The 22107-nt window shown below is 71.3% G+C and carries 15 protein-coding genes and 1 pseudogene; 12 read left to right on the forward strand and 4 right to left on the reverse strand.

Features of this window, described 5'->3' with window-relative positions; all coding sequences use genetic code 11:
• The first annotated feature begins 34 nt into the window (after positions 1-34).
• Both dnaJ and G6N66_RS00995 read left to right on the forward strand, forming a co-directional pair.
• On the forward strand, positions 35-1204 hold the full coding sequence (gene dnaJ / locus G6N66_RS00990; protein WP_085235491.1) for a molecular chaperone DnaJ: 1170 nt from the start codon (positions 35-37) through the stop codon (positions 1202-1204).
• The gene (locus tag G6N66_RS00995; RefSeq protein ID WP_085235492.1) at positions 1204-1590 is read left to right on the forward strand and encodes a heat shock protein transcriptional repressor HspR; all 387 of its coding nucleotides are present in this window, start codon (positions 1204-1206) and stop codon (positions 1588-1590) included. Before dnaJ ends, G6N66_RS00995 begins: the two co-directional genes overlap by 1 nt.
• A gap of 130 nt (positions 1591-1720) precedes the next feature.
• Here G6N66_RS00995 and G6N66_RS30305 read toward each other — a convergent pair.
• From G6N66_RS30305 to G6N66_RS01020, 3 genes and pseudogenes are all read right to left on the reverse strand, one after another.
• A pseudogene (locus G6N66_RS30305) lies at positions 1721-6571 on the reverse strand (PE family protein).
• 796 nt (positions 6572-7367) lie between these two features.
• Complete coding sequence (locus tag G6N66_RS01015; RefSeq protein WP_085236270.1) at positions 7368-8258, reverse strand: aldose 1-epimerase; 891 nt, start codon at positions 8256-8258, stop codon at positions 7368-7370.
• A gap of 3 nt (positions 8259-8261) precedes the next feature.
• On the reverse strand, positions 8262-9413 hold the full coding sequence (locus G6N66_RS01020; RefSeq protein WP_085236272.1) for an FAD-binding oxidoreductase: 1152 nt from the start codon (positions 9411-9413) through the stop codon (positions 8262-8264).
• Positions 9414-9688: 275 nt separating this feature from the next.
• Between G6N66_RS01020 and G6N66_RS01025 the strand changes: the two genes are divergently transcribed.
• The 8 genes from G6N66_RS01025 to G6N66_RS01060 all read left to right on the forward strand — a co-directional run bounded on the left by G6N66_RS01025 (position 9689) and on the right by G6N66_RS01060 (position 18940).
• Positions 9689-11563 carry a PE family protein gene (locus G6N66_RS01025; RefSeq protein ID WP_085236274.1) on the forward strand — a complete coding sequence of 625 codons (1875 nt, stop codon included), beginning with the start codon at positions 9689-9691 and terminating at the stop codon, positions 11561-11563.
• A 123-nt stretch (positions 11564-11686) separates the two neighbouring features.
• Positions 11687-14233, forward strand: a complete 2547-nt coding sequence (gene clpB, locus G6N66_RS01030; RefSeq protein ID WP_085236275.1) for an ATP-dependent chaperone ClpB — start codon at positions 11687-11689, stop codon at positions 14231-14233.
• A 112-nt stretch (positions 14234-14345) separates the two neighbouring features.
• Positions 14346-15203: a trehalose monomycolate transport factor TtfA gene (gene ttfA / locus G6N66_RS01035; RefSeq protein WP_085236277.1), complete on the forward strand. Its 858-nt coding sequence runs from the start codon at positions 14346-14348 to the stop codon at positions 15201-15203.
• 4 nt (positions 15204-15207) lie between these two features.
• On the forward strand, positions 15208-15981 hold the full coding sequence (locus G6N66_RS01040; protein ID WP_085236279.1) for an SDR family NAD(P)-dependent oxidoreductase: 774 nt from the start codon (positions 15208-15210) through the stop codon (positions 15979-15981).
• Entirely contained in the window at positions 15968-16513 is a 546-nt protein-coding gene (gene pyrE / locus G6N66_RS01045; RefSeq protein WP_085236281.1) for an orotate phosphoribosyltransferase, read from the forward strand. The genes G6N66_RS01040 and pyrE overlap by 14 nt, the downstream gene beginning before the upstream one ends.
• Positions 16514-16644: 131 nt before the next feature.
• The gene (locus G6N66_RS01050; protein ID WP_085236283.1) at positions 16645-17592 is read left to right on the forward strand and encodes a hypothetical protein; all 948 of its coding nucleotides are present in this window, start codon (positions 16645-16647) and stop codon (positions 17590-17592) included.
• The gene (locus G6N66_RS01055) at positions 17589-18233 is read left to right on the forward strand and encodes a TrmH family RNA methyltransferase (protein ID WP_085236285.1); all 645 of its coding nucleotides are present in this window, start codon (positions 17589-17591) and stop codon (positions 18231-18233) included. Before G6N66_RS01050 ends, G6N66_RS01055 begins: the two co-directional genes overlap by 4 nt.
• Positions 18234-18268: 35 nt before the next feature.
• Positions 18269-18940 carry a hypothetical protein gene (locus G6N66_RS01060; protein ID WP_139825531.1) on the forward strand — a complete coding sequence of 224 codons (672 nt, stop codon included), beginning with the start codon at positions 18269-18271 and terminating at the stop codon, positions 18938-18940.
• A gap of 85 nt (positions 18941-19025) precedes the next feature.
• Here the strand turns inward: G6N66_RS01060 and G6N66_RS01065 are convergent, their stop codons facing one another.
• Positions 19026-19991, reverse strand: a complete 966-nt coding sequence (locus G6N66_RS01065) for a LysR family transcriptional regulator (RefSeq protein WP_085236289.1) — start codon at positions 19989-19991, stop codon at positions 19026-19028.
• A gap of 23 nt (positions 19992-20014) precedes the next feature.
• Between G6N66_RS01065 and G6N66_RS01070 the strand changes: the two genes are divergently transcribed.
• Entirely contained in the window at positions 20015-21184 is a 1170-nt protein-coding gene (locus G6N66_RS01070; protein ID WP_169721548.1) for an XdhC family protein, read from the forward strand.
• Between the two features lie 42 nt (positions 21185-21226).
• Complete coding sequence (locus G6N66_RS01075) at positions 21227-22105, forward strand: FAD binding domain-containing protein (RefSeq protein ID WP_085236291.1); 879 nt, start codon at positions 21227-21229, stop codon at positions 22103-22105.
• Positions 22106-22107 lie beyond the last annotated feature (2 nt).

The following is a 22107-nucleotide window of genomic DNA, read 5'->3' on the forward strand; positions in this document are numbered from 1 at the left end:
GAATCGACAAGAAGGGGTAAGGAGGTGACGCGGCATGGCCCAGCGTGAATGGGTCGAAAAAGACTTCTATAAGGAGCTGGGCGTCTCCTCTGACGCCAGCCAGAAAGACATCAAGACGGCCTACCGCAAGTTGGCCTCGGATCTGCATCCGGACAAGAACCCGAGTGGAGCCGAACGGTTCAAGGCGGTGTCCGAGGCCTACAGCGTGTTGTCCGACGAGGCTAAGCGCAAGGAGTACGACGAAACCCGTCGGCTGTTCGCCGGCGGGGGCTTTGGCGGCCGCAGATTTGACGGCGGCGGCTTCGGTGGATTCAACGTGGGCGGTGACGGCGCCGAGTTCAACCTCAACGATTTGTTCGACGCCGCCGGGCGGACCGGCGGCGCCAACATCGGCGACCTGTTCGGTGGGCTGTTCGGAGGCGGCGCCAGGACGCGTCCGAGCCGGCCTCGTCGCGGCAACGATTTGGAGACCGAGACCGAACTTAACTTCATCGAGGCCGCCAAGGGCGTCGCGATGCCGCTGCGGCTGACCAGTCCGGCGCCGTGCACCAACTGCCATGGCAGCGGCGCCCGGCCGGGCACCAGCCCGAAAGTGTGTCCCACCTGTAATGGCGCGGGTGTGATCAACCGCAACCAGGGTGCGTTCGGCTTCTCCGAACCCTGCGCCGACTGCCGGGGCAGCGGCTCGATCATCGAGCACCCCTGCGACGAGTGCAAGGGCACCGGTGTCACCACCCGCACGCGCACCATCAACGTGCGGATACCGCCGGGAGTCGAAGACGGACAACGCATCCGGCTCGCCGGGCAGGGCGAGGCCGGGCTGCGTGGGGCCCCGTCGGGTGACCTGTACGTCACCGTGCATGTGCGGCCGGACAAGGTGTTCGGGCGCGACGGCGACGACCTCACCGTGACCGTTCCGGTCAGCTTCACCGAATTGGCTTTGGGCTCAACGCTTTCGGTGCCGACGTTAGATGGCACGGTCGGTGTGCGGGTGCCGAAGGGCACGGCCGACGGCCGCATCCTGCGGGTGCGTGGACGCGGCGTGCCCAAGCGCAGCGGTGGCAGCGGGGACTTGTTGGTCACCGTAAAGGTGGCCGTCCCGCCGAATGTCCAGGGCTCCGCCGAGGAGGCGTTGCAGGCCTACGCGGCGGCCGAACGGGCGAGCGGCTTCGATCCCCGCGCGGGATGGGCAGGTAATCGCTGATGGCGAAGAATCCCAAGCATTCTGAGGCGCGGACGTTTCTGATCTCGGTGGCCGCCGAGTTGGCCGGCATGCATGCGCAGACGCTGCGGACCTACGATCGGCTCGGGCTGGTCAGCCCGAGCCGGACATCCGGTGGGGGACGGCGCTACTCGCAGAATGACGTCGACTTGCTCCGCGAGGTGCAACGGCTCTCGCAGGACGAGGGCGTCAACCTGGCCGGCATCAAGCGCATCATCGAGCTGACCAACCAGGTCGAGGCGTTGCAGGCGAAGGTGCGCGAGTTGGCCGAAGAGGTTACGGCCTTGCGCGCCAACCAGCGTCGCGAGGTCGCGGTGGTGCCCAAGAGCACCGCGCTGGTGGTCTGGCAACCCCGCAAGTCTCGCTGATTTGCGCGCGGCCGGTTGGGCAGCCCTCGTCCGCTGATGCTTCACGGTCAGCTCGACGACGCACTTGGCTCCGGATTCCGTGCCGGGTAATTGCCGTCGTTGCTCGCGCGAACCTCCCTGCTTACCAGGACTAGTTCGAGCCGCCTAGGGCGCCCGCGTTGCCCGCGGCGCCACCTCCGCCGCCACCGTCACCACCGGTGCCCAGGCCGTGGGTGCCTTGGTGGGCGGGGCCAGCGGAGCCGCCGCCGCTCCCACCGGGGCCGGCGTTCCCGCCACCGCCGCCGCCTCCACCACCACCAGCACCCACACCGGCACCCGGATTACCACCGGCGGCACCGCCGTCGGAGCCAGTGGCGCCAGCGGTGGCCGGGCCTCCAGCGCCATCACCGTTACCACCGATCCCGCCAGTGTTTGTGGAAGAGAGATCGCCGCCGGCACCGCCGCCACCACCGCCGCCACCGCCGGCGCCACCGGAAGCTCCGGTGGCGGCGAAGCCGACGCCCCCGTTCCCTCCGACGCCGCCGGTTGCAGTCGTCGTGCCACCCTGGCCGCCGGCGCCCCCGTTGCCGCCGCCGCCACCGATTCCGGCGGCGCCGCCCGCAGCCGCAGCGCCGCCTTGGCCGCCGTTGCCGCCGCCGCCACCGCCGCCGCCGGCGCCGAAGTGGTTGCCTTGCCCGCCTTGACCGCCAGCGCCGCCGGTTCCACCATTGCCTGCGGTGCCGCCCGCGGCTGCGGCGCCGCCGTTGCCGCCGTTACCGCCAGCGCCGCCGCCGCCACCACCGTGGCCATTGCCCACGGCGCCGCCGTTGCCGCCGTTGCCGCCGTTGCCGGCGTTGCCGCCGGCGGAGGCGGCCCCGGCGGTCGCGCCGGTCCCGCCGGCGGTCCCGCCGGTGGCGCCGTTGCCGCCGTTGCCGCCGTTGCCGCCGTTGTTGTCGGTCGTGCCGGTGGTGCCGCTGCCGCCGGCACCGGCGGTGCCGGCGTCACCGCCGTCGCCGTTGGTGCCGCTGCCCGCTTGTCCTCCGCTGCCCGCGGCTCCGCCGTTGCCGCCGGCGCCGGCGTCACCGCCGTTACCACCGGCCGCGCCGGCGGCGCCCTGTGTCGGCGGGTGGTAGCCGTCGCCGCCGTTACCGCCGCGGCCTCCGGTACCACCTGATCCGTTGGCGACGGTGGCGTCGCCGGCGTTGCCGCCGTGACCGCCGTTGCCGCCCTGGCCGCCGGCGGTGCCGTTGATGTCTCCGCTGGTGCCGGTCGTGCCGTCGCCGCCGTCGCCGCCTCCGCCGGCGTTGCCGCCGGCGGAGGCGGCCCCCGCGCTCGCGCCCGCACCACCGGATGCGCCGCCGGTGGCGCCGTTGCCGCCGTTGCCGCCGTTGCCGCCGTTGCCGCCGTTGGCGCCGGGCGCGCCGGTGGTTCCGCTGCCGCCGGCGCCGGCGGTGCCGGCGTCGCCGCCGTCGCCGTTGGTGCCGCTGCCCGCTTGTCCTCCGGTGCCTGCGGCTCCGCCGTTGCCGCCGGCGCCGGCGTCGCCGCCGTTGCCGCCATTGGCGCCATTGGCGCCGGCGGCGCCGCCCTGTGTCGATGGGTCGTAGCCGTCGCCGCCGTTACCGCCGCGGCCCCCCGACCCACCGTCGCCGTTGGCGACGGTGGCGTCGCCGGCGTTGCCGCCGTGTCCGCCGTTACCGCCCTGCCCGCCGGCGGTGCCGTTGATGTCTCCGCTGGTGCCGGTCGTGCCGTCGCCGCCGTCGCCGCCGTCACCGGCGTTGCCGCCGGCGGAGGCGGCCCCGGCGCTCGCGCCCGCACCACCGGATGCCCCACCGGCGGCGCCGTTGCCACCATTGCCGCCATTCCCGCCGTTGGCGCCGGCCGCGCCGGTGGCTCCGCTTCCGCCGGCACCGGCGGTGCCGGCGTCACCGCCGTCGCCGGCCGTGCCGACCCCGGTGCCTCCGGTGCCCGCGGCCCCGCCGTTGCCACCCGCACCGGCGTCACCGCCGTTACCACCGGAGGCGCCGGCGGCGCCGCCCTGTGTTGACGGGTCGTAGCCGTCGCCGCCGTTACCGCCGCGGCCCCCCGACCCACCGTCGCCGTTGGCGACGGTGGTGTCGCCGGCGTTGCCGCCGTGACCGCCGTTACCGCCCTGCCCGCCGGCGGTGCCGTTGATGTCACCGCTGGTACCGGCCGTGCCGTCGCCGCCGTCACCGCCGTCACCGGCGTTGCCGCCCGCGGAGGCGGCCCCCGCGCTCGCGCCCGCACCACCGGATGCCCCACCCGCGGCGCCGTTGCCGCCGTTGCCGCCGTTGCCGCCGTTGGCGCCGGGCGCGCCGGTGGTTCCGCTGCCGCCGGCGCCGGCGGTGCCGGCGTCGCCGCCGTCGCCGTTGGTGCCCGCTTGTCCTCCGCTGCCGGCGGCTCCGCCGTTGCCACCGGCACCGGCGTCACCGCCGTTGCCGCCCGAGGCGCCGGCGGCGCCCTGTGTCGGCGGTTCGTAGCCGTCGCCGCCGTTACCGCCGCGGCCCCCCGACCCACCGTCGCCGTTGGCGACGGTGGCATCGCCAGCGTTGCCGCCGTGACCGCCGTTACCGCCCTGCCCGCCGGCGGTGCCGTTGATGTCACCGCTGGTGCCGGTCGCCCCGTCGCCGCCGTTTCCGCCGTCGCCGGCGTTGCCGCCGGCGGAGGCGGCCCCCGCGGTCGCGCCCGCACCACCGGATGCCCCACCGGCGGCGCCGTTGCCACCATTGCCGCCATTCCCGCCGTTGGCGCCGGCCGCGCCGGTGGCTCCGCTGCCGCCGGCACCGGCGGTGCCGGCGTCACCGCCGTCGCCGGCCGTGCCGACCCCGGTGCCTCCGGTGCCCGCGGCCCCGCCGTTGCCACCCGCACCGGCGTCACCGCCGTTACCACCGGAGGCGCCGGCGGCGCCGCCCTGTGTTGACGGGTCGTAGCCGTCGCCGCCGTCCCCGCCGCGGCCCCCCGACCCGCCGGACGCCGCCGCCACCGTTCCACCCCACCGCCCGTCCACTGCCGCCCCACTGCCGTCCCGTCCCGCCATAACCCCCGTTACCACCGGCCGCGCTTGTACCCGGCCGGACCCACCCGCCGCCCCGCCGTTGCCGCCACCCGCCCTCCACCCGCCGGATCCACCATTCCGGCCGCCCGCTGTGCCTTGCCGCCATTGCCGCCGTCCGCCGGAACCGCCGGCTGCCGCCTGCCGTTGACCGCCTTACTCCGGCCCACTGGGCTCCGCCGACCCCCGCCACTGCCGTCCACCGCCGTTACCGCCGTCCTCGCCCCGGCCGCGTCCCTATCCCGGCTCCGCCGTTACCGCCGGCACCGCCGTTGCCGCCGTTACCCGCATGACCCGCCGTCCCGCCGGTGCCTCCGCTGCCGACGGCTCCGCCGGCGCCGGCTGCTCCGCCGTCGCCGCCTGCGCCACCGGCCTGACCGTCGGTGCCCAGCCCGGCGCTCCCGTCGGCACCGGCCCCGCCGGCACCGCCGTTGCCGCCCAGCCCGCCGTCGCCGTTGATGCCTCCAGCACCCGAGGTGCCCCCCTGACCGCCCTCGCCTCCGGCGCCGCCGTTAAACCCGGCGGCCCCGCTGACCGTCGCGTTGTCCCCGGCTCCGCCGTTACCGCCGGCACCGCCGGTACCGCCGTTGCCCGCGTGACCGGCGGTCCCGCCGGTGCCTCCGCTGCCGACAGCCCCGCCAAGGCCGCCGTTGCCGCCGGCCCCGCCGGCACCACCGGCACCACCGTCGGTGGTCAATCCGACACCGCTGCTGCCTGCACCGCCCGCACCCCCGGCCCCGCCGTTGCCGCCGGCACCGCCGGCGCCGTTGGTGCCGCCATTGCCGGCTCCGCCCTGGCCGCCCTGACCGCCGGCCCCGCCGGCAAAGCCGGCCGCGCCTTTGCCGCCCGTCACGCCCGCGACGCCGGCAGCGCCGTTGTCACCGGCCCCGCCGTTACCGCCGGCCCCCCCGGCGCCGGCGACGCCGATGGCGCCCCTGACACCATCAGCGCCGAGCCATCCCCCCGAACCTCCAACCCCTGCGGCCCCCGCGGCCCCGCCGGCACCCCCATTGCCGCCATCGCCGCCTACCGAGCCGACCTGCCGATCAGCGCCCATACCCGCCGCCGCCGCCCCTCCATCCGCGCCCCCACCCCCGGCGCCCCCGGCCGAACCCGCCCCGCCGGCCAGCCCCGGCCCGGTCGCCGCGGCTCCGACCGCCCCGTTACCACCAGCCCCGCCGGCGCCACCACTGCCCGCCGCCCATCCCAGCAGCGCCCGATCCGCGCCCCCCACCCCACCGGTGCCGCCCGCGCCTGCGGCAACACCGGCCGCACCGGCAGCGCCCAGTCCGCCCGCTCCGCCAGCCCCACCGAACCACCCAAGATGCCACCGGCGCCACCATGACCGCCGGTACCGCCGGTGGCACCGCTCCCGCCGAACGCCGCCCCACCAGCGCCGCCGGTCCCGCCCGTGCCGAACAGGCCCGCATGCCCACCGGCCCCGCCAGCCCCGCCGGCGGGATGGGCGGCGGTGCCGGGCACTCCCGACCCTCCATTGCCGCCGTTACCGATCAAAATCCCGCCGTCTCCACCCGCCTGTCCCGTGCCCGGCGCGCCGTCGGCACCGTTACCGATCAACGGACGCCCCAGCAGCGCCTCGGTCGGCGCGTTGACCACGCCCAGAAGGTCGCGGACCACCGTTTGCAACGGCGATGCGTTGGCGCCCTCAGCGCCGGCATACGCGCCCGCACCCGCGGCCAACGTCTGCACGAACTGCCCGTGAAACGCCGCTGCCTGGGCGCTCAGCCCCGCATATTGCTGCCCATAGGTCCCGAACAACGCTGCAATCGCGGCCGACACCTCATCGTCGGCCGCAGTCACCAGCTGCGTAATGGGCCCCACCGCCGCCCCATGCGCACTGCGAATCGCCGACTCGATAGCGGCCAACCGCTGCGCGGCTGACTCGAGTTCTCCTGCTCTGACGATCAGCAACGATGACAACTCAAACTCCCGTCACCTCGGCAACATGCGCTGGGCATGACGCAACTCCGTTGACCTGAACCGACCGCACAACGATGGGCGACTCTTGGGCGCGAGTAAAATATAAAAGCCCATCGGAAACTTGCAAATGGAGAATCGCGAAGTTGGGCAATGCACCAACGGCGAGTTAACGACAGTCGATTAATCACGAACCGTTGCCACAATTACCCTGCGACGCCCTCGACCCGGGCGCACCGCGCAATCTTCCCGTGCCGGCCAGCTGCCCGTTGCGTCTGACTTGACCGAGGTACGCCGCCCGGGGTGCCCGCGGGGGAGCGCGCTCACCGGGACTCTGTGGTCGAAGTGCACCTTCATGTGGCGCTCAACACCGGACACTGTCGTCAAAAGACTTGTCGCTCACGGTTCTGAGGCAGCAGACTGGAGCGCATCATCGGGCTGGACAACCATGTCGAGGCGTTCAGGCGAAGGTGCGCGAATTGGCCGAGGTGGTTGCGGACTTGCGCGCCAACCAGCGTGCTCGCAAAGCCGCGCTGAGGAATCTGCCGGCTTCTATGAGTTTCATCAGTATCGACCGCGAATTTTGTTCGAATTGTTTAGACCGGAATACACTCTTTGCCCGCGAGATATCGTTTCCGAGACTAACTTGTCATTGCGGTTGGAATTCTTCACAGCGGCGGCCACAGATTTACCGAATATCGGGTCGACGATCGGCGAGGCGAATGCCGCGACCGTCGCGCAGCTGATCGGCAACGGCGGCGTGCTCGGCAAGGACGGCCCGTCCGGCCAGTTACACGCGAATCGAAAACTGCGCTTCCGCCGGCTCGCCCGGGCGCGCGACGCGGTACCCGCCGCGACGCAACGCGTCGGTTGGCGCGGCCATCGGCTCGAAGCACACCAGGTCCTCCGCCGGGGGAGCGAAGATCTGCGCCGCCGGGAAGCCGTAGTCGAAGCGCACCTCGATGCGGCGGCCGCCGCCGGAGACCGCGAAGACCGCGCCGTCGGCCAGCTGGTCGTAGCCGTCGTCAAAAGCCTTGTCGCCCAATACTTCCAAGCCGCCATCTTGAGCAGAGCTCTCGCCGGTCGGCAGCCCGCGGTCATCGACCGCCAGGTGCCGCATCGCAGGTGTTTCGATGGTCCACTGCGCGCGCGGCACCTCGGGCACCTGAAGGTACGGATGAAAACCGAAGCACAGCGGCACGGCCTTGTCGGCCGTGGCCGCGACGGTGGTGTGCACAGTCAGTGTCCGGTCGGCCAGCGCCACCCGGACCACCAGTAGGTGCGGGAACGGAAAGCTGGCCAGCAGCGCCGGGTCGGCGCCGAAGTCCAATTCGGCGACCAGCTCGTGGGCCGATTCGGTCATCACCCGCCAACCGTCGTAGGCCGCGAGCACCCCGTGGATCGGCAACCCGTTGGGGTCGGCGCGCACGCCGTGCTCGCCCGGGGTCAGCGTCACGGTCGCGTCCTCGGCCGCATAGCTGTTGGCGCCCAACCGATTTGCCCACGGATACAGAATCGGGATGCCCATCGTCTTGCCGGCGCTGATGTAGGCGTCCAGGCCGCGCCGCTGGCCGAGCAGTTCCACGCCTTCGTCGGTCAGCGAGATGCCGATCATCCCGGCTTCGGGCACGAACTGAGCGGCGACCGACGACGACGGGTCGGTCAGTGTGACTGTGTGCATGGCCTACCTCGATAGTGGGTCGTGCTGAATGCGTTCCGGCGGTGCGCCTTTGGCGATCAGCGCGGCCTCCGTCGCGCGCACCATGGCCGGGCCGCCGCAGATCAGGATCTGCCGGTCGCCCCAGCCACCATATTTGGTGACCACCTCGGGCAGCTGGCCGGTTTGGGTGACGTGCAGGCCACGCGGTGGTGAAACGTCGGGGTAGTCGGCCGCCCAGGAGGGATCTTGGCTGTACTCGGCGACCGGCGACACCGACAGCCACGGATTGTGCGCCGCGATCTCCCACAGCGTGCGCAGGTCGTAGAGCTCGCAGCGATACCGCGCACCGAAGAACAGGTGCACCCTGGGGTTCACCCCGTAGCGGCTGAGGTCCATGATCAGCGCCCGCAGCGGCGCCAGGCCGGTGCTGCCCGCCACCATCAGCACGTCGCCGCCGTCGCGGTCGACCCGCATGCCACCGTGCGGACTCGATAACCGCCACCGGTCACCGGGCCGGGTCTCGTTGACGACAGCGGTGCTGACCAGGCCGCCGGGAACAAGGCGAACGTGGAACTCGATCCCGCCGTCCGGGTCCGCTGGAATGGCCGGGCTGAGGTAGCGCCACCGGCGCGGGCATTGCGGCACATGGACATTGACGTACTGGCCCGGGTGATAGTGCATCGGGCGGTCCAGCCGCAGCCGAACCACCGCGAGATCGCGCGACACCCGGATGTGCTCGACGACGGTGCCGTCCCACCAGGCGGGTCCGGGCTCGGCGTCGGCGGCGCCACTCATCACGCCGGTGATCAGGTTCAGCGACTGATCGGCCGCGGCGTCGATCGCGGCGGTCCAGGCCTCGCCGACGTGGCTGCGCAGCGTCGCATACAGGGCGCGCCGCAACGTGTCGTAATGCCTTGGCAACACACCGAATTTGCGGTGATCGCGGCCAAGCTGGGCGAGGAACGCGACCGGTTCCTCGGCGCGCTGCGCTACCAGTTCGCCGTACACCCACGCCATCGCGTGGACGAAAGCCGCGCGCTGGCCATCCATTTCGGGGGGAAATAGGTCGCGCACCGAGACGTCGAGAGCAAACCAGTGGGTGTAGAAGCGGTGGACCAGTTCGACGTCGAAGGCGTCGCGCAACACCCGCAACGCATCCTGGTCCTCTAGGCCCACGAAGCCCGATTCTAGGCTCGCGACGCTGCGGCCCCGTTCCCCCGGCGGACGGCAGCCACGGCGGGCGGAGGGGCTGAGACGTGCCATGCCTGACGACCATTTCAAACGTTAGCTAGCACCGGATGCGGGTTCGCGCGCACGGCACTATCTGACTCGTGCGTAAAAAAGGTCTGTTACTGGGCGGTAAGAAGGGTTTATGATCCCGCCTAGCGACTATCGAGCGACGACTCGGCCGGGTGGCCGAGCCGCCATTTGTGTGCCAATGGAGGTGCGACATGTCGTTTTTGATCGCGGCGCCGGAATTCCTCGCAGCGGCGGCTTCAGATCTAGCTAACCTTGGATCGACCCTGCGCGAGGCCAGCAACGCGGCGGCTTTACCCACGTCTGCGCTGCTCCCGGCGGGCGCCGACGAGGTGTCCGCGCGCATCGCCACATTGTTTGCTGAGCACGGGCGGGCCTACCAGGCGCTCAGCGCCCAGGCCGCCGCGTTCCACGGCCAGTTCGTGCAGCTGATGAATGGCGGCGCGGCCGCGTATGTCCACGCCGAGGCCGCCAACGCCGAACTGGCCATGCTGAACGCGGTGAACAAGCCCACCGAGGCGCTCGTGGGCCGGCCGCTGATCGGCAATGGCGCCAATGGTGGGCCTGGCGAGAACGGCGGCGACGGCGGCATTTTGATCGGCAACGGCGGCAACGGCGGTGCCGGCACCTCGACCCAGGCGGGCGGCGACGGCGGCGATGCCGGGTTGTTCGGAAGGGGCGGAAACGGCGGGGCCGGCTTCAGCGGCGCGACACCCACCAACGGTGGCAGCGGCGGGCACGGAGGATTCCTGTTCGGTAGGGGCGGCGACGGCGGGGCCGGCGGCAGCGCGACCTCCGGAACCGGCGCCTTCGGCGGCGCCGGCGGCGCCGGCGGTCTGTATGGCGGCGGTGGCGGCAACGGCGGCATGGGCGGCAACTCGGCCGACGGTTCAGGCGGTGGCGGCGGCTCGGGCGGCGACGCCGGAACGTTGATCGGACGCGGCGGTCACGGCGGCGACGGCGGCACCGCCGCCGGCGCGGCCGGCACCGGAGGCGACGGAGGTTGGGGCGGAAACGCCGGGCTGATCGGCAGCGGCGGCAACGGCGGCGACGCCCAGGCCGGCAGCGGCAGCGGCCTGAACGGCGTCGCCGGCAACGGCGGCTACGCCCGCTTGGTCGGCAACGGCGGCAACGGTGGCCTCAACGGCAGCTCCGGCGGACTCGCCGGGCACGCCGGGGCGTTCGTCGGTAACGGCGGCAACGGCGGATCCGGCCAGCGCGGGGCCGATGCCGGGATCTTCTTCGGCAACGGTGGTGACGGCGGGCCCGGCACCGCGACTGAGTCGGGCGGCAACGGCGGCGACGCCGGATTCTGGGGCAATGGCGGTAACGGCGGGCTCGGCTTCAGCGGCGCCACGCCCACGGCGGGCGGCAGCGGCGGGTCCGGCGGGTTCATCGGGAACGGCGGCAACGGCGCGGCCGGCGGCAGCACCCCGTCCGGCCTGGCCGCCAGCGGCGGTGCAGGCGGCTCCGCCGGCGTGTTCGGCGACGGCGGCGACGGCGGCGACGGCGGCACCTCAGCCAACGGCTCCGGCGGCGACGGCGGGTCCGCCGGCGACGCGGGCACGCTGGTCGGCCACGGCGGCCGAGGCGGCGACGGCGGCCTCGCCTTCGGTGACGGCAGCGTCGGCGGCAGCGGTGGCTGGGGCGGCAACGCGGGCCTGATCGGCAGCGGCGGTGACGGCGGCGACGCCCAGGTGGGCGGCCCCAACGGCCAGAACGGCGTCGCGGGCAACGGCGGCTACGCCTACTTCTTCGGCAACGGCGGCGACGGCGGTGCCAACGGCCTGACCGGCGGCATGGCGGGAGCGGCTGGTGCGTTGATCGGCAATGGCGGTGACGGCGGATCCGGGCAGCCCGGCGCCGACGGCGGAATCCTGTTCGGCAACGGCGGTCGCGGCGGCGACGCCGTCGATGTGGGCACGGGCGCCGCGAACGGCGGCGACGGCGGCAACGCCATCGGGCTGATCGGCAACGGCGGCGACGGCGGACACGCCGTCAACGGCGGCACCCCCGGTACGGGCGGTCACCGCGGGCTCTTGTTCGGCCAAGACGGCCAAGAGGGGTAGGTCGCCCCAGCCTGCCCCCCACGGATGGGAAAAATTCATTAGAGTTGAGCGGAACAGACTCAACCTTGACGGCGTTGAACAACGCGACAAGCATTTTCCCTACACACTCCGAACGGAGGTTCCGTGGACTCTTTCAACCCGACGACCAAGACGCAGGCGGCCCTGACGTCGGCGCTGCAGGCGGCCTCATCCGCCGGCAATCCCGAGATCAGGCCCGCTCATCTGCTGTTGGCGCTGCTGACGCAGAACGACGGCATCGCCGCGCCGCTGCTGGAGGCTGTCGGCGTGGAGCCCGCGACCATTCGCGCCGAAGCGCAGCGCCTGCTGGACCGGCTGCCGCAGACCAGCGGCGCCAGCTCGCAGCCGCAGCTGTCGCGCGAATCGCTGGCCGCCATCACCACCGCCCAGCAGCTGGCCACCGAGATGGACGACGAATACGTCTCCACCGAGCACCTGATGGTGGGCCTGGCCACCGGCGACTCCGACGTCGCCAAGCTGCTGACCGGGCACGGCGCCTCCCCGCAGGCCCTGCGGGAGGCGTTCGAGAAGGTCCGCGGCAGCGCCCGGGTCACCAGTCCTGACCCCGAGGCCACCTACCAGGCGCTGGAGAAGTACTCCACCGACCTGACCGCGCGCGCCAAGGAGGGCAAGCTCGACCCGGTCATCGGGCGCGACAACGAGATCCGCCGCGTCGTGCAGGTATTGAGCCGGCGCACCAAGAACAACCCGGTGCTCATCGGCGAGCCCGGCGTCGGCAAGACCGCGATTGTCGAGGGCCTGGCCCAGCGCATCGTCGCCGGCGACGTCCCGGAGAGCCTGCGCGACAAGACCGTCATCTCCCTGGACCTGGGCTCGATGGTGGCCGGCGCCAAGTACCGTGGCGAGTTCGAGGAACGCCTCAAGGCCGTCCTCGACGACATCAAGAACTCGGCGGGCCAGATCATCACGTTCATCGACGAGTTGCACACCATCGTCGGCGCCGGTGCGACCGGCGAGGGCGCGATGGACGCCGGCAACATGATCAAGCCGATGCTGGCGCGCGGCGAGCTGCGCCTGGTCGGCGCCACCACGCTCGACGAGTACCGCAAATACATCGAGAAGGACGCCGCGCTGGAGCGCCGCTTCCAGCAGGTGTTCGTCGGCGAGCCGTCGGTGGAGGACACCGTCGGCATCCTGCGCGGGCTGAAGGACCGCTACGAGGTGCACCACGGCGTGCGCATCACCGACTCCGCGCTGGTTGCCGCGGCGACGCTCTCCGACCGCTACATCACCGCCCGCTTCCTGCCGGACAAGGCCATCGACCTGGTCGACGAGGCCGCCAGCCGGCTGAAGATGGAGATCGACTCCCGCCCCGTCGAGATCGACGAGGTGGAGCGGCTGGTGCGCCGGCTGGAGATCGAAGAGATGGCGCTGGCCAAGGAGGAGGACGACGCGTCCAAGGAGCGGCTGGAAAAGCTGCGCTCCGAGCTGGCCGACCAGAAGGAGAAGCTGGCCGAGCTGACCACCCGCTGGCAGAACGAGAAGAACGCCATCGACACCGTTCGCGAGTTCAAGGAGCAGCTGGAGATTCTGCGCGGGGAGTCCGAGCGGGCCGAGCGCGACGGCGACCTGGCCAAGGCCGCCGAGCTGCGCTACGGCCGCATCCCCGAGGTGGAAAAGAAGCTCGAGGCCGCGCTGCCCCAGGCCGAGGCCCGCGAGAACGTCATGCTCAAAGAAGAGGTCGGACCCGACGACATCGCCGACGTGGTGTCGGCATGGACCGGTATCCCGGCCGGCCGGCTGCTGGAGGGCGAGACCGCCAAGCTGCTGCGCATGGAAGACGAGCTCGGTAGGCGCGTCGTCGGGCAGAAGAAGGCGGTGCAGGCCGTCTCCGACGCGGTGCGCCGCAGCCGGGCCGGGGTCGCCGACCCCAACCGGCCCACCGGATCGTTCATGTTCCTGGGCCCCACCGGCGTCGGCAAGACCGAGCTGGCCAAGGCGCTGGCCGACTTCCTGTTCGACGACGACCGGGCGATGGTCCGCATCGACATGAGCGAGTACGGCGAGAAGCACTCGGTGGCCCGCCTGGTGGGCGCGCCCCCCGGCTACATCGGCTACGACCAGGGCGGCCAGCTGACCGAGGCGGTGCGCCGGCGGCCCTACACGGTGGTGCTGTTCGACGAGATCGAAAAGGCCCACCCGGACGTCTTCGACGTGCTGCTGCAGGTCCTCGACGAGGGCCGGCTCACCGACGGGCAGGGCCGCACGGTCGACTTCCGCAACACCATCCTGATCCTGACGTCCAACCTCGGGTCGGGCGGCAACGAGGAGCATGTGATGGCGGCGGTGCGCTCGGCGTTCAAGCCGGAGTTCATCAACCGCCTCGACGACGTGCTGATCTTCGACGGGCTCAACCCCGAGGAGTTGGTGCAGATCGTCGACATCCAGCTGCAGCAGCTGGCCAAGCGGCTCGCCCAACGGCGGCTGCAGCTCGAGGTGTCGCTGCCGGCCAAGAAGTGGCTGGCGCAGCGCGGGTTCGACCCCGTGTACGGCGCGCGGCCGTTGCGCAGGTTGGTGCAGCAGGCGATCGGCGACCAGTTGGCGAAGTTGCTGCTGGCCGGCGAGGTGCACGACGGCGACGTCGTTCCCGTCAACGTGAGCCCCGACGGGGACTCGCTGGTGTTGGGCTAGTCCGGCCGCCGGGCGGCCGCGGCGAGGCGCGGCCGGACGGTGCCAGGCTGTAACTCGGTTGTGACCCGGTCGCGTTGTCGGTTCCGGCGGAACAGCAGATACCCTGTTTGGGATGGTCCCCCTCTGGTTCACGCTGTCCGCGCTGTGCTTCGTCGGTGCGGTGGTGTTGCTGTACGTCGATATCGATCGACGCCGGGGTCGCAGCAGGCGGCGCAAATCGTGGGCGCGGTCGCACGGATTCGACTACGAGCGCGAGTCCACCGACATCCTCAAGCGTTGGAAGCGCGGCGTGATGTCGACGGTGGGTGACGTACCCGCCCACAACGTCGTGCTCGGGCAGATCCGCGGCGAGGCGGTCTACATCTTCGACCTCGAGGAAGTCGCCACGGTGATCGCCCTGCACCGCAAGGTGGGCACCAACGTCGTCGTCGACCTACGCCTCAAGGGGCTGAAAGAGCCACGGGAGAACGACATTTGGCTGCTGGGCGCGATCGGGCCGCGGATGGTGTACTCCACCAATCTGGACGCCGCCCGCCGGGCCTGCGACCGGCGCATGGTCACCTTCGCGCACACCGCGCCGGATTGCGCCGAGATCATGTGGAACGAGCAGAACTGGACGCTGGTCGCCATGCCGATCTCCAGCACCCGCACCCAGTGGGACGACGGCCTGCGCACCGTGCGCCAGTTCAACGACCTGCTGCGGGTGCTGCCGCCGCTGCCGCCGGAAAGCGCGGAGGAGACGGGGGCACCGCTGGCGTTGCGCAATGCGGCGCCCAGCCGTCCGCTGGCCCCGGCCGGGCGGGCCGAGTTGCCGCAGCGCCGTCCCGAGCATGATGTTGCCGGGTTCCTCGGTGACGCGGCCCGGCGCGCCCCGGAGCCGCTGCGCCGCGAGGAGGGTCGCCCCGAGGGCGTGCGCCGCCCGCCGCCGGTGGGGCGCAACGGCAACCAAGCCGGCCACTACCCGCACTGACAGCGTGCCGCGTCCGATCGCCCTGATCACCGGGCCCACCTCGGGTATCGGCGGCGGCTATGCCCGGCGCTATGCGCGCGACGGCTACGACCTGGTGCTGGTCGCCCGCGACGTCGACCGCCTGCAGAAACTGGCCGACGAGTTGCGCGGCGACGGGGGCCAGATCGAGGTTCTGCCCGCGGATTTGGCCGACGCCGCCGGTCGTGACAAGGTCGCCGACCGGCTCGCCGCGGGGGTGCAGGTGCTGGTCAACAACGCCGGTTTCGGGACGTCCGGCGAATTCTGGACGACGGATCCCGCGCGGCTGCAGGCGCAGCTCGACGTCAACGTGACCGCGGTGCTGCGCTTGACGCACGCCGCGCTGCCGGCGATGCTCGGCGCCGGCGCCGGCACCGTCATCAACATCGCCAGCGTCGCCGGGCTGGTGCCGGGACGCGCGGCGACGTATTCGGCGTCGAAGGCTTGGGTGATCTCGTTCACTGAGGGCTTGTCCACCGAGCTGCACGGCACCGGCGTCGGCGTACACGCGGTGTGCCCGGGGTTCGTGCGCACCGAATTTCACGTCCGGGCCGGGATCGACATGGCCAAGACGCCGTCGTTTTTGTGGCTCAACGTCGACGACGTGGTCAGCGCCAGCCTGGCCGACATCGCCGCCGGCAAGCTGATCAGCATCCCGGGCGTCCAGTACAAGGCGATTGTCGGCGCGGGGCGACTGGTTCCGCGCGGTCTGCTGCGGGCCGCGGTCAAACTAGCCGGGGGCGCCAATGGCCGAACCTGAGCTTTTGCGCCGCGAGCTCGCCGAACTGGTGCGCACCCTGGCGGTGGTGCACGGCCGGGTCACGCTGTCGTCGGGCAAGGAGGCGGACTACTACGTCGACTTGCGCCGCGCCACCTTGCACCATCGGGCCTCCGCGCTGATCGGCACGCTGATGCGCGAACTCACCGAGGACTGGGACTACGCGGTGGTGGGCGGACTGACGCTGGGGGCGGACCCGGTCGCGACCGCCATCATGCACGCGCCGGGCCGTCCCATCGACGCGTTCGTGGTGCGGAAGTCGACGAAAACCCATGGCCTGCAACGCCTTATCGAAGGCTCGGACGTTTCCGGCCAGCGCGTGCTCGTGGTCGAGGACACCAGCACAACGGGCAACTCGGCGCTGACGGCCGTGCACGCGGTGCAAGACGCGGGGGGCTCGGTGATCGGCGTGGCCACCGTGGTGGACCGCGCCACCGGCGCCGCCGAGGCGATCGAAGCCGAGGGATTGCCGTACCGCAGCGTGCTGGGCCTGACCGATCTGGGGCTGGGTTAGGGCGCGCGCCGTGACCCGTCCGCCTTCGAGCGACAATTCGAGTCGTTGTCCTGAGTGAGCGCAAGGTTTTCAGTGTGAACCCACGGCGGCCAAAACGGGCAAAACTTCGCCCTCAGTACACACCGAAAGCCATGGCTTCACACTCAACTGCTCGGCCGGATGCGACCGCGCTGGCGCGGCTCCTGTGCCTTTTCCTCGCCCTGGTCTGCCTGGCCGGCTGTTCGACCGCCAACCATCCCGTTCGGCCCTACGGCGCTCAGGGCGCACGGCTGGGGGAGGCGCTGGGGCTGTTGGGGTGGAACATGTCGGTGTCGAACCTGCGCTGGGACGACGACTACGTGCTGATCGACATCGACGCCGCGGCAACGGATCCCAAGGCTTCGCACGCCAAACCCGAGGACCTGCGCTTCGGTCTTTACGGTGCGCTGTCGCATCCGATGGAGGCGGGCGGGCTCGGCAGCTGCGACGAGGCGATGGCTGCCGCCGGTCCCAAGGTGCACGACATCAGCGCACCGCTGTCGGCGCCACCCGACCGGCTCACCGGCACGGTGTGTCTGGGCCCGCTCAAAGACCGCAGTGCCGTCCGCGGGGTGTACGCCTACTCGCCGCACGACCGGATACCGAAGACCACCGCCGCATACGGCGCGGCGTTTCCGGTCGGACTGCCGCCGATCAACGGCAACGACACCGGCGTGGCGATCAAGACCACCAGCCTGTCGGCCTGGCGCGCCGACGGCGCCCCGGTGACCAAGGCGCAGCTCGGCGACCCGGCGGCGTTCACCGGTAACGGCTACATGCTGTTGGGGCTCGAGGCCAGCGCCATCGCGGCCCGATACCGTGACGAGTCCGCGGCTCGCGGCGGCCCGATGATGCTGCTGGCCTCGCCGACCCTGCCCGGCAAGGGACTGAATCCGGCCTGCGCGGCGTACGGATCCTCGGTGCTGATCCTGCCCGACGCCTCGCTGGACGCGGTGCGCGTCAACGCGTCACTGTGCACTCAGGGGGAGATCAACGAGGCGCTGTTGTACGCGACGGTGGCGATCGCCGGCACCCACGCCGGTGTCTGGACCGTCAAGTGAGCGAGCCCGGACCCACCGAATGGGGCGCGCCGGCCACCGGCGTCGGCCCCTGGGAGGGGGAGCTGCCCGACGATCCGCGGTATGACCCAGTTCTGTTGCGCGACGGTGACACTCGCAATGTCGTCGACGCCTACCGGTACTGGACGCGCGACGCGATCATCGCCGACATCGACACGCGTCGTCACCCGCTGCACATCGCGATCGAGAACTTCGGTCACGACGCCAACATCGGCTCGGTGGTGCGGACGGCCAACGCGTTCGCCGTCGACACCGTGCACATCGTCGGGCGCCGGCGCTGGAATCGCCGCGGCGCCATGGTGACTGACCGCTATCAACGGTTGTGTCACCACGACAGCACGGCCGAGCTGATGGACTTCGCGGCCGACGCCGGCTTGACCGTGGTGGCCGTCGACAACGTTCCCGGGGCCGCGCGCCTGGAGCAGACCTCGCTGCCGCGGGAATGCCTGCTAGTGTTCGGTCAGGAAGGCCCCGGCATCACCGACGACACCAGGACGAGCGCGGCAATCACCGTGTCGATAGCGCAATTCGGCTCCACCCGCAGCATCAACGCCGGCGTGGCGGCGGGCATCGCGATGCACGCCTGGATCCGCCAGCATGGTGACCTTGGGCGCGCCTGGTGAACGGTGAATCTCTGCTCGATACCGGGCCGGGCCGCTTGTTCGTCAAGCAGCTTCGGTGGGGGTATCGCGCCAGTGGAGTAACGCCCACCGCGTTCGTCGGTGCCCTGGACGCCAAAGCGCTTATCCGGGACGCTACTTGGGCGGTCGGCCGCCACCTCTATTCCGACGATCGACTGGAGGTATCGCGGCGCAGTCCGGACTACACAGAACTTCAGCAGTTCGCCACCGCCGCGCTGGAAGCACTGTCGAAGCTGTCGACGCTCGACTCGCCGCAGATTCATCAGGGAACGATCAGCAGCCTGGCGGCGCCGGTCGTCTGCAATGACCCATGGCATGGCTTGCCCATTGGCTCGTTCTGGACCTCGACTCCGCTTAACGACGAGGATTCTTGGCTGCTGTGCGGAGAGAACCTGCGCCGCAACGACCCGCGATGGGAAGTCCATTTCGACATCACCCGGGTTCGCCTCGCGCGCATCGATTCGGCCCGCGATTGGATCGACCTGATCGACTCGAATCCGCTTGTGGTTGAGGGTGATAAGTACCCGGACTGGCCCGCGATCGCCGAATCCTGGGATGCGGTGCATTTGTCGCCGACGGGGTTGCTGCTCGCTCACCCGCCGCGGTACGCCACCGTTGCGCACTGGTCCGCCGTCGCCACCGCATGGCTAAACAGACCGCCGGATATGGAGCTACGGGCAGTGCGCTGACTGCGCCGAATGTGAACTGGCGGCGTGGATTTGGCGATTTTTCCGCCCTGAGTTCACGCTCGGTGGCGCCATGTCCGCGGGACCACTAACTCCACAGCGTGACATGCACCTTGGGCCGAAACCTGGTCACCCCCACGCCGGTTCCGCGGATCATCGCCTGAATGCATCGCGGGGTGGTGATGAAGCGCACCAATTCGGACACCGCGGGCTGGCGCGCCGACGGCGGCAGCGTCGCCGCGCACCATTCGCCCGAGCGGTCCAGCCCGGGGCCGGTCACGTGCGTCAGCCGCCCGGCGGCCAAGTCCTTGGCGACGGCGAAACCGATCGTCAGGTTGACCCCGCCGACCCGCTGGACCTCCTCGAGCGCGGCGGCGTCGCTTTGGAAGATCCGCTGCTGCGACTCCGGAATTGCCAAGTCCCGCAATATGGTTGCGATCTCACCGTCCACACTGCCCGCCGAGGGGCCCAGCATCCATTGCTGCTGACGCAGCAGCGCAGGAGTCGGAACACCCACGGCCAGTGGGCTATTCGGCGCCACCACGGTGATGATCTGATACTTCAGAAAGGGCCGGACGAAGATCGAGGGGTCGGAACCGAGCGCACTCTCAGAAGCCGGCCCGATCGCAATGTCAACTGCGCGTGAGCAGATCAGGTCACGGAATTGCCGCGTCGGGTGCACGCTCAGCTCGACGGACAAGTCGTCGGCGCGCGACGAGAACAGCTCGATCAACCCCGGCGCGGCGTGTTCGGCGAACGCGGTCGACGCCGCGATGCGCAGCAACCGGCGGCCGTGCGCGGCCTCGTTGACCTCGATGGCGGTCTGCTCTTGCAGGCCGAGGATCTCGACGGCCCGGCTGGCCAACCGCAGCCCGCCGGGCGTGAACGCCAGTCCCGCACCCGTCCTGGTGAACAGCGGGTCGTCGAGCTCCTTGCGCAGCGCCGCCACGTGCATCGAGACCCCGGCGTCGGAAAGGCCCAGTTCCGTGGCGGCCGCGCGCACCGAACCCAGGCGCACCACCGCCGAATAGGCCCGAAGTTGCGCCGGAGTCATTCAATGAGCCTACGTTGAAAGGCGTGCGGGACGTGCTTGCTGAGCTGATGCCGATCTGGCGTGCCGGTGAGACCGCGGGACTGGGCACCGTGGTGCGAACTTTGCGGTCGGCGCCGCGGCCGCCGGGCGCCTCGATGCTGGTGGCCCCCGACGGCTCGGTGACTGGGTCGGTGTCGGGCGGCTGCGTGGAAGGCGCCGTGTACGACCTCGCCACCGAGGTCGCCCGGACCGGGATACCGCGGCTGGAACGCTACGGGGTCAGCGACGACGACGCCTTCGCGGTCGGCCTGACCTGTGGCGGCATCATCGACGTCTTTGTCGAATCCGTTTCGCGGGCGACGTTTCCCGAGCTCGACGCGATCGCCGACGACGTCGGCGCGCACCGCCCGGTGGCGGTCGCCACCGTCATCGCGCACCCCGATCCGCACTGGGTCGGCCGCAGGCTGATCGTGCGGCCGGACTCGGCTAGCCCGGTCGGGGGGTCGCTGGGTTCGCCGCGCGCCGACACCGCGGTCACCGACGACGCGCGTGGCCTGCTCGCGGTGGGCCGCAGTGACATCCTCGAATACGGACCCGACGGACAGCGCCGCGGCGAGGGCATGGAGGTCTTCGTGTCGAGCTACGCCCCGCGCCCGCGGATGCTGGTGTTCGGCGCGATCGACTTCGCCGCGGCCCTGGCGCAGCAGGGTTCGTTCCTCGGCTACCGGGTCACGGTGTGCGATGCCCGCCCGGTGTTCGCTACCCGGACACGCTTCCCGACGGCCGACGAGGTGGTCGTCGACTGGCCCCACCGGTATCTCGCCGCGCAGGCGGCGGCGGGCGCCGTCGACCAGAGCACGGTGATCTGCGTGCTCACCCACGACCCCAAGTTCGACGTCCCCGTGCTCGAGGTGGCGCTGCGCCTGCCCAACGTGGGATATGTCGGCGCGATGGGATCGCGCCGGACCCACGACGACCGCACCGAGCGCCTGCGGGCGGCCGGGCTGACCGACGCCGAGCTGAGCCGGTTGTCCAGCCCCATCGGGCTGGACCTGGGCGGCCGGACGCCGGAGGAGACCGCGGTCTCGATCGCCGCCGACATCATCGCCCGGCGGTGGGGCGGTGGCGGCCGCCCGCTGGCCGAAATCGTGGGCCGAATCCACCATGACGCGCAGGTAGAGAGCAAGTACAGGGCTAGTTCAACGATTACTTAACTCGCCATTGACGCCGACTGTGACGCGGCCCACACTGCAGCAATGCAAGTACCTGGCCCCTTCGAGTACGAACGCGCGACGAGCGTCGACCACGCCATCGGACTGCTGGATCGGTTGGGCGATACGGCGCGGGTCGTCGCCGGCGGGCACAGCCTGCTGCCGATGATGAAGCTGCGCATCGCCAACCCCGAATACCTGGTCGACATCAACGACCTGGCGCTCGAGCTGGGATACGTGATCACTGATCCGACGCTGGTGCGCATCGGCGCCATGACCCGGCACCGCGAGCTGCTGGAGTCCGACAGCCTGGCCGCGGTGTGCCCGATCTTCCGCGACGCCGAACGGGTAATCGCCGACCCGGTGGTGCGCAACCGCGGCACGCTGGGTGGTTCGCTGTGCCAGGCGGATCCGGCCGAGGACCTGACGACGGTCTGCGAGGTGCTCGACGCGGTGTGCCTGGTGCGCGGACCGTCCGGCGAACGCGAGATCGGCATCGACGATTTTCACCTCGGCCCGTACGAGACGGCCGTGGCGCCCAACGAGATGCTGATCGAGGTCCGAGTCCCGGTGCGGCACAACACGTCCAGCGCGTACGCGAAAGTCGAACGGCGCGTTGGCGATTGGGCCGTCACTGCGGCCGGCGCGGCCGTCACGCTCGATGGTGATGCGATCGCCGCCGCCCGCATCGGCCTGACCGCGGTCATCCCCGACCGGGCGGCGCTGCGTGAGCTCTCGGCTTCGTTGGTCGGAAAGCCGGCCAGCGAAGAGACTTTCGCCGAGGCGGGCCGACGCGCCGCCGAAGCCTGCGATCCGGTGACCGACATCCGCGGCACGGCGGAGTACAAGCGGCACCTCGCGTCCGAACTGACCATCCGCACGCTGCGCACCGCGGCCGAACGAGTACGTGCAGGAGGAAACTAGCC

Source organism: Mycobacterium conspicuum, assembly GCF_010730195.1.
Lineage (GTDB): Bacteria > Actinomycetota > Actinomycetes > Mycobacteriales > Mycobacteriaceae > Mycobacterium > Mycobacterium conspicuum.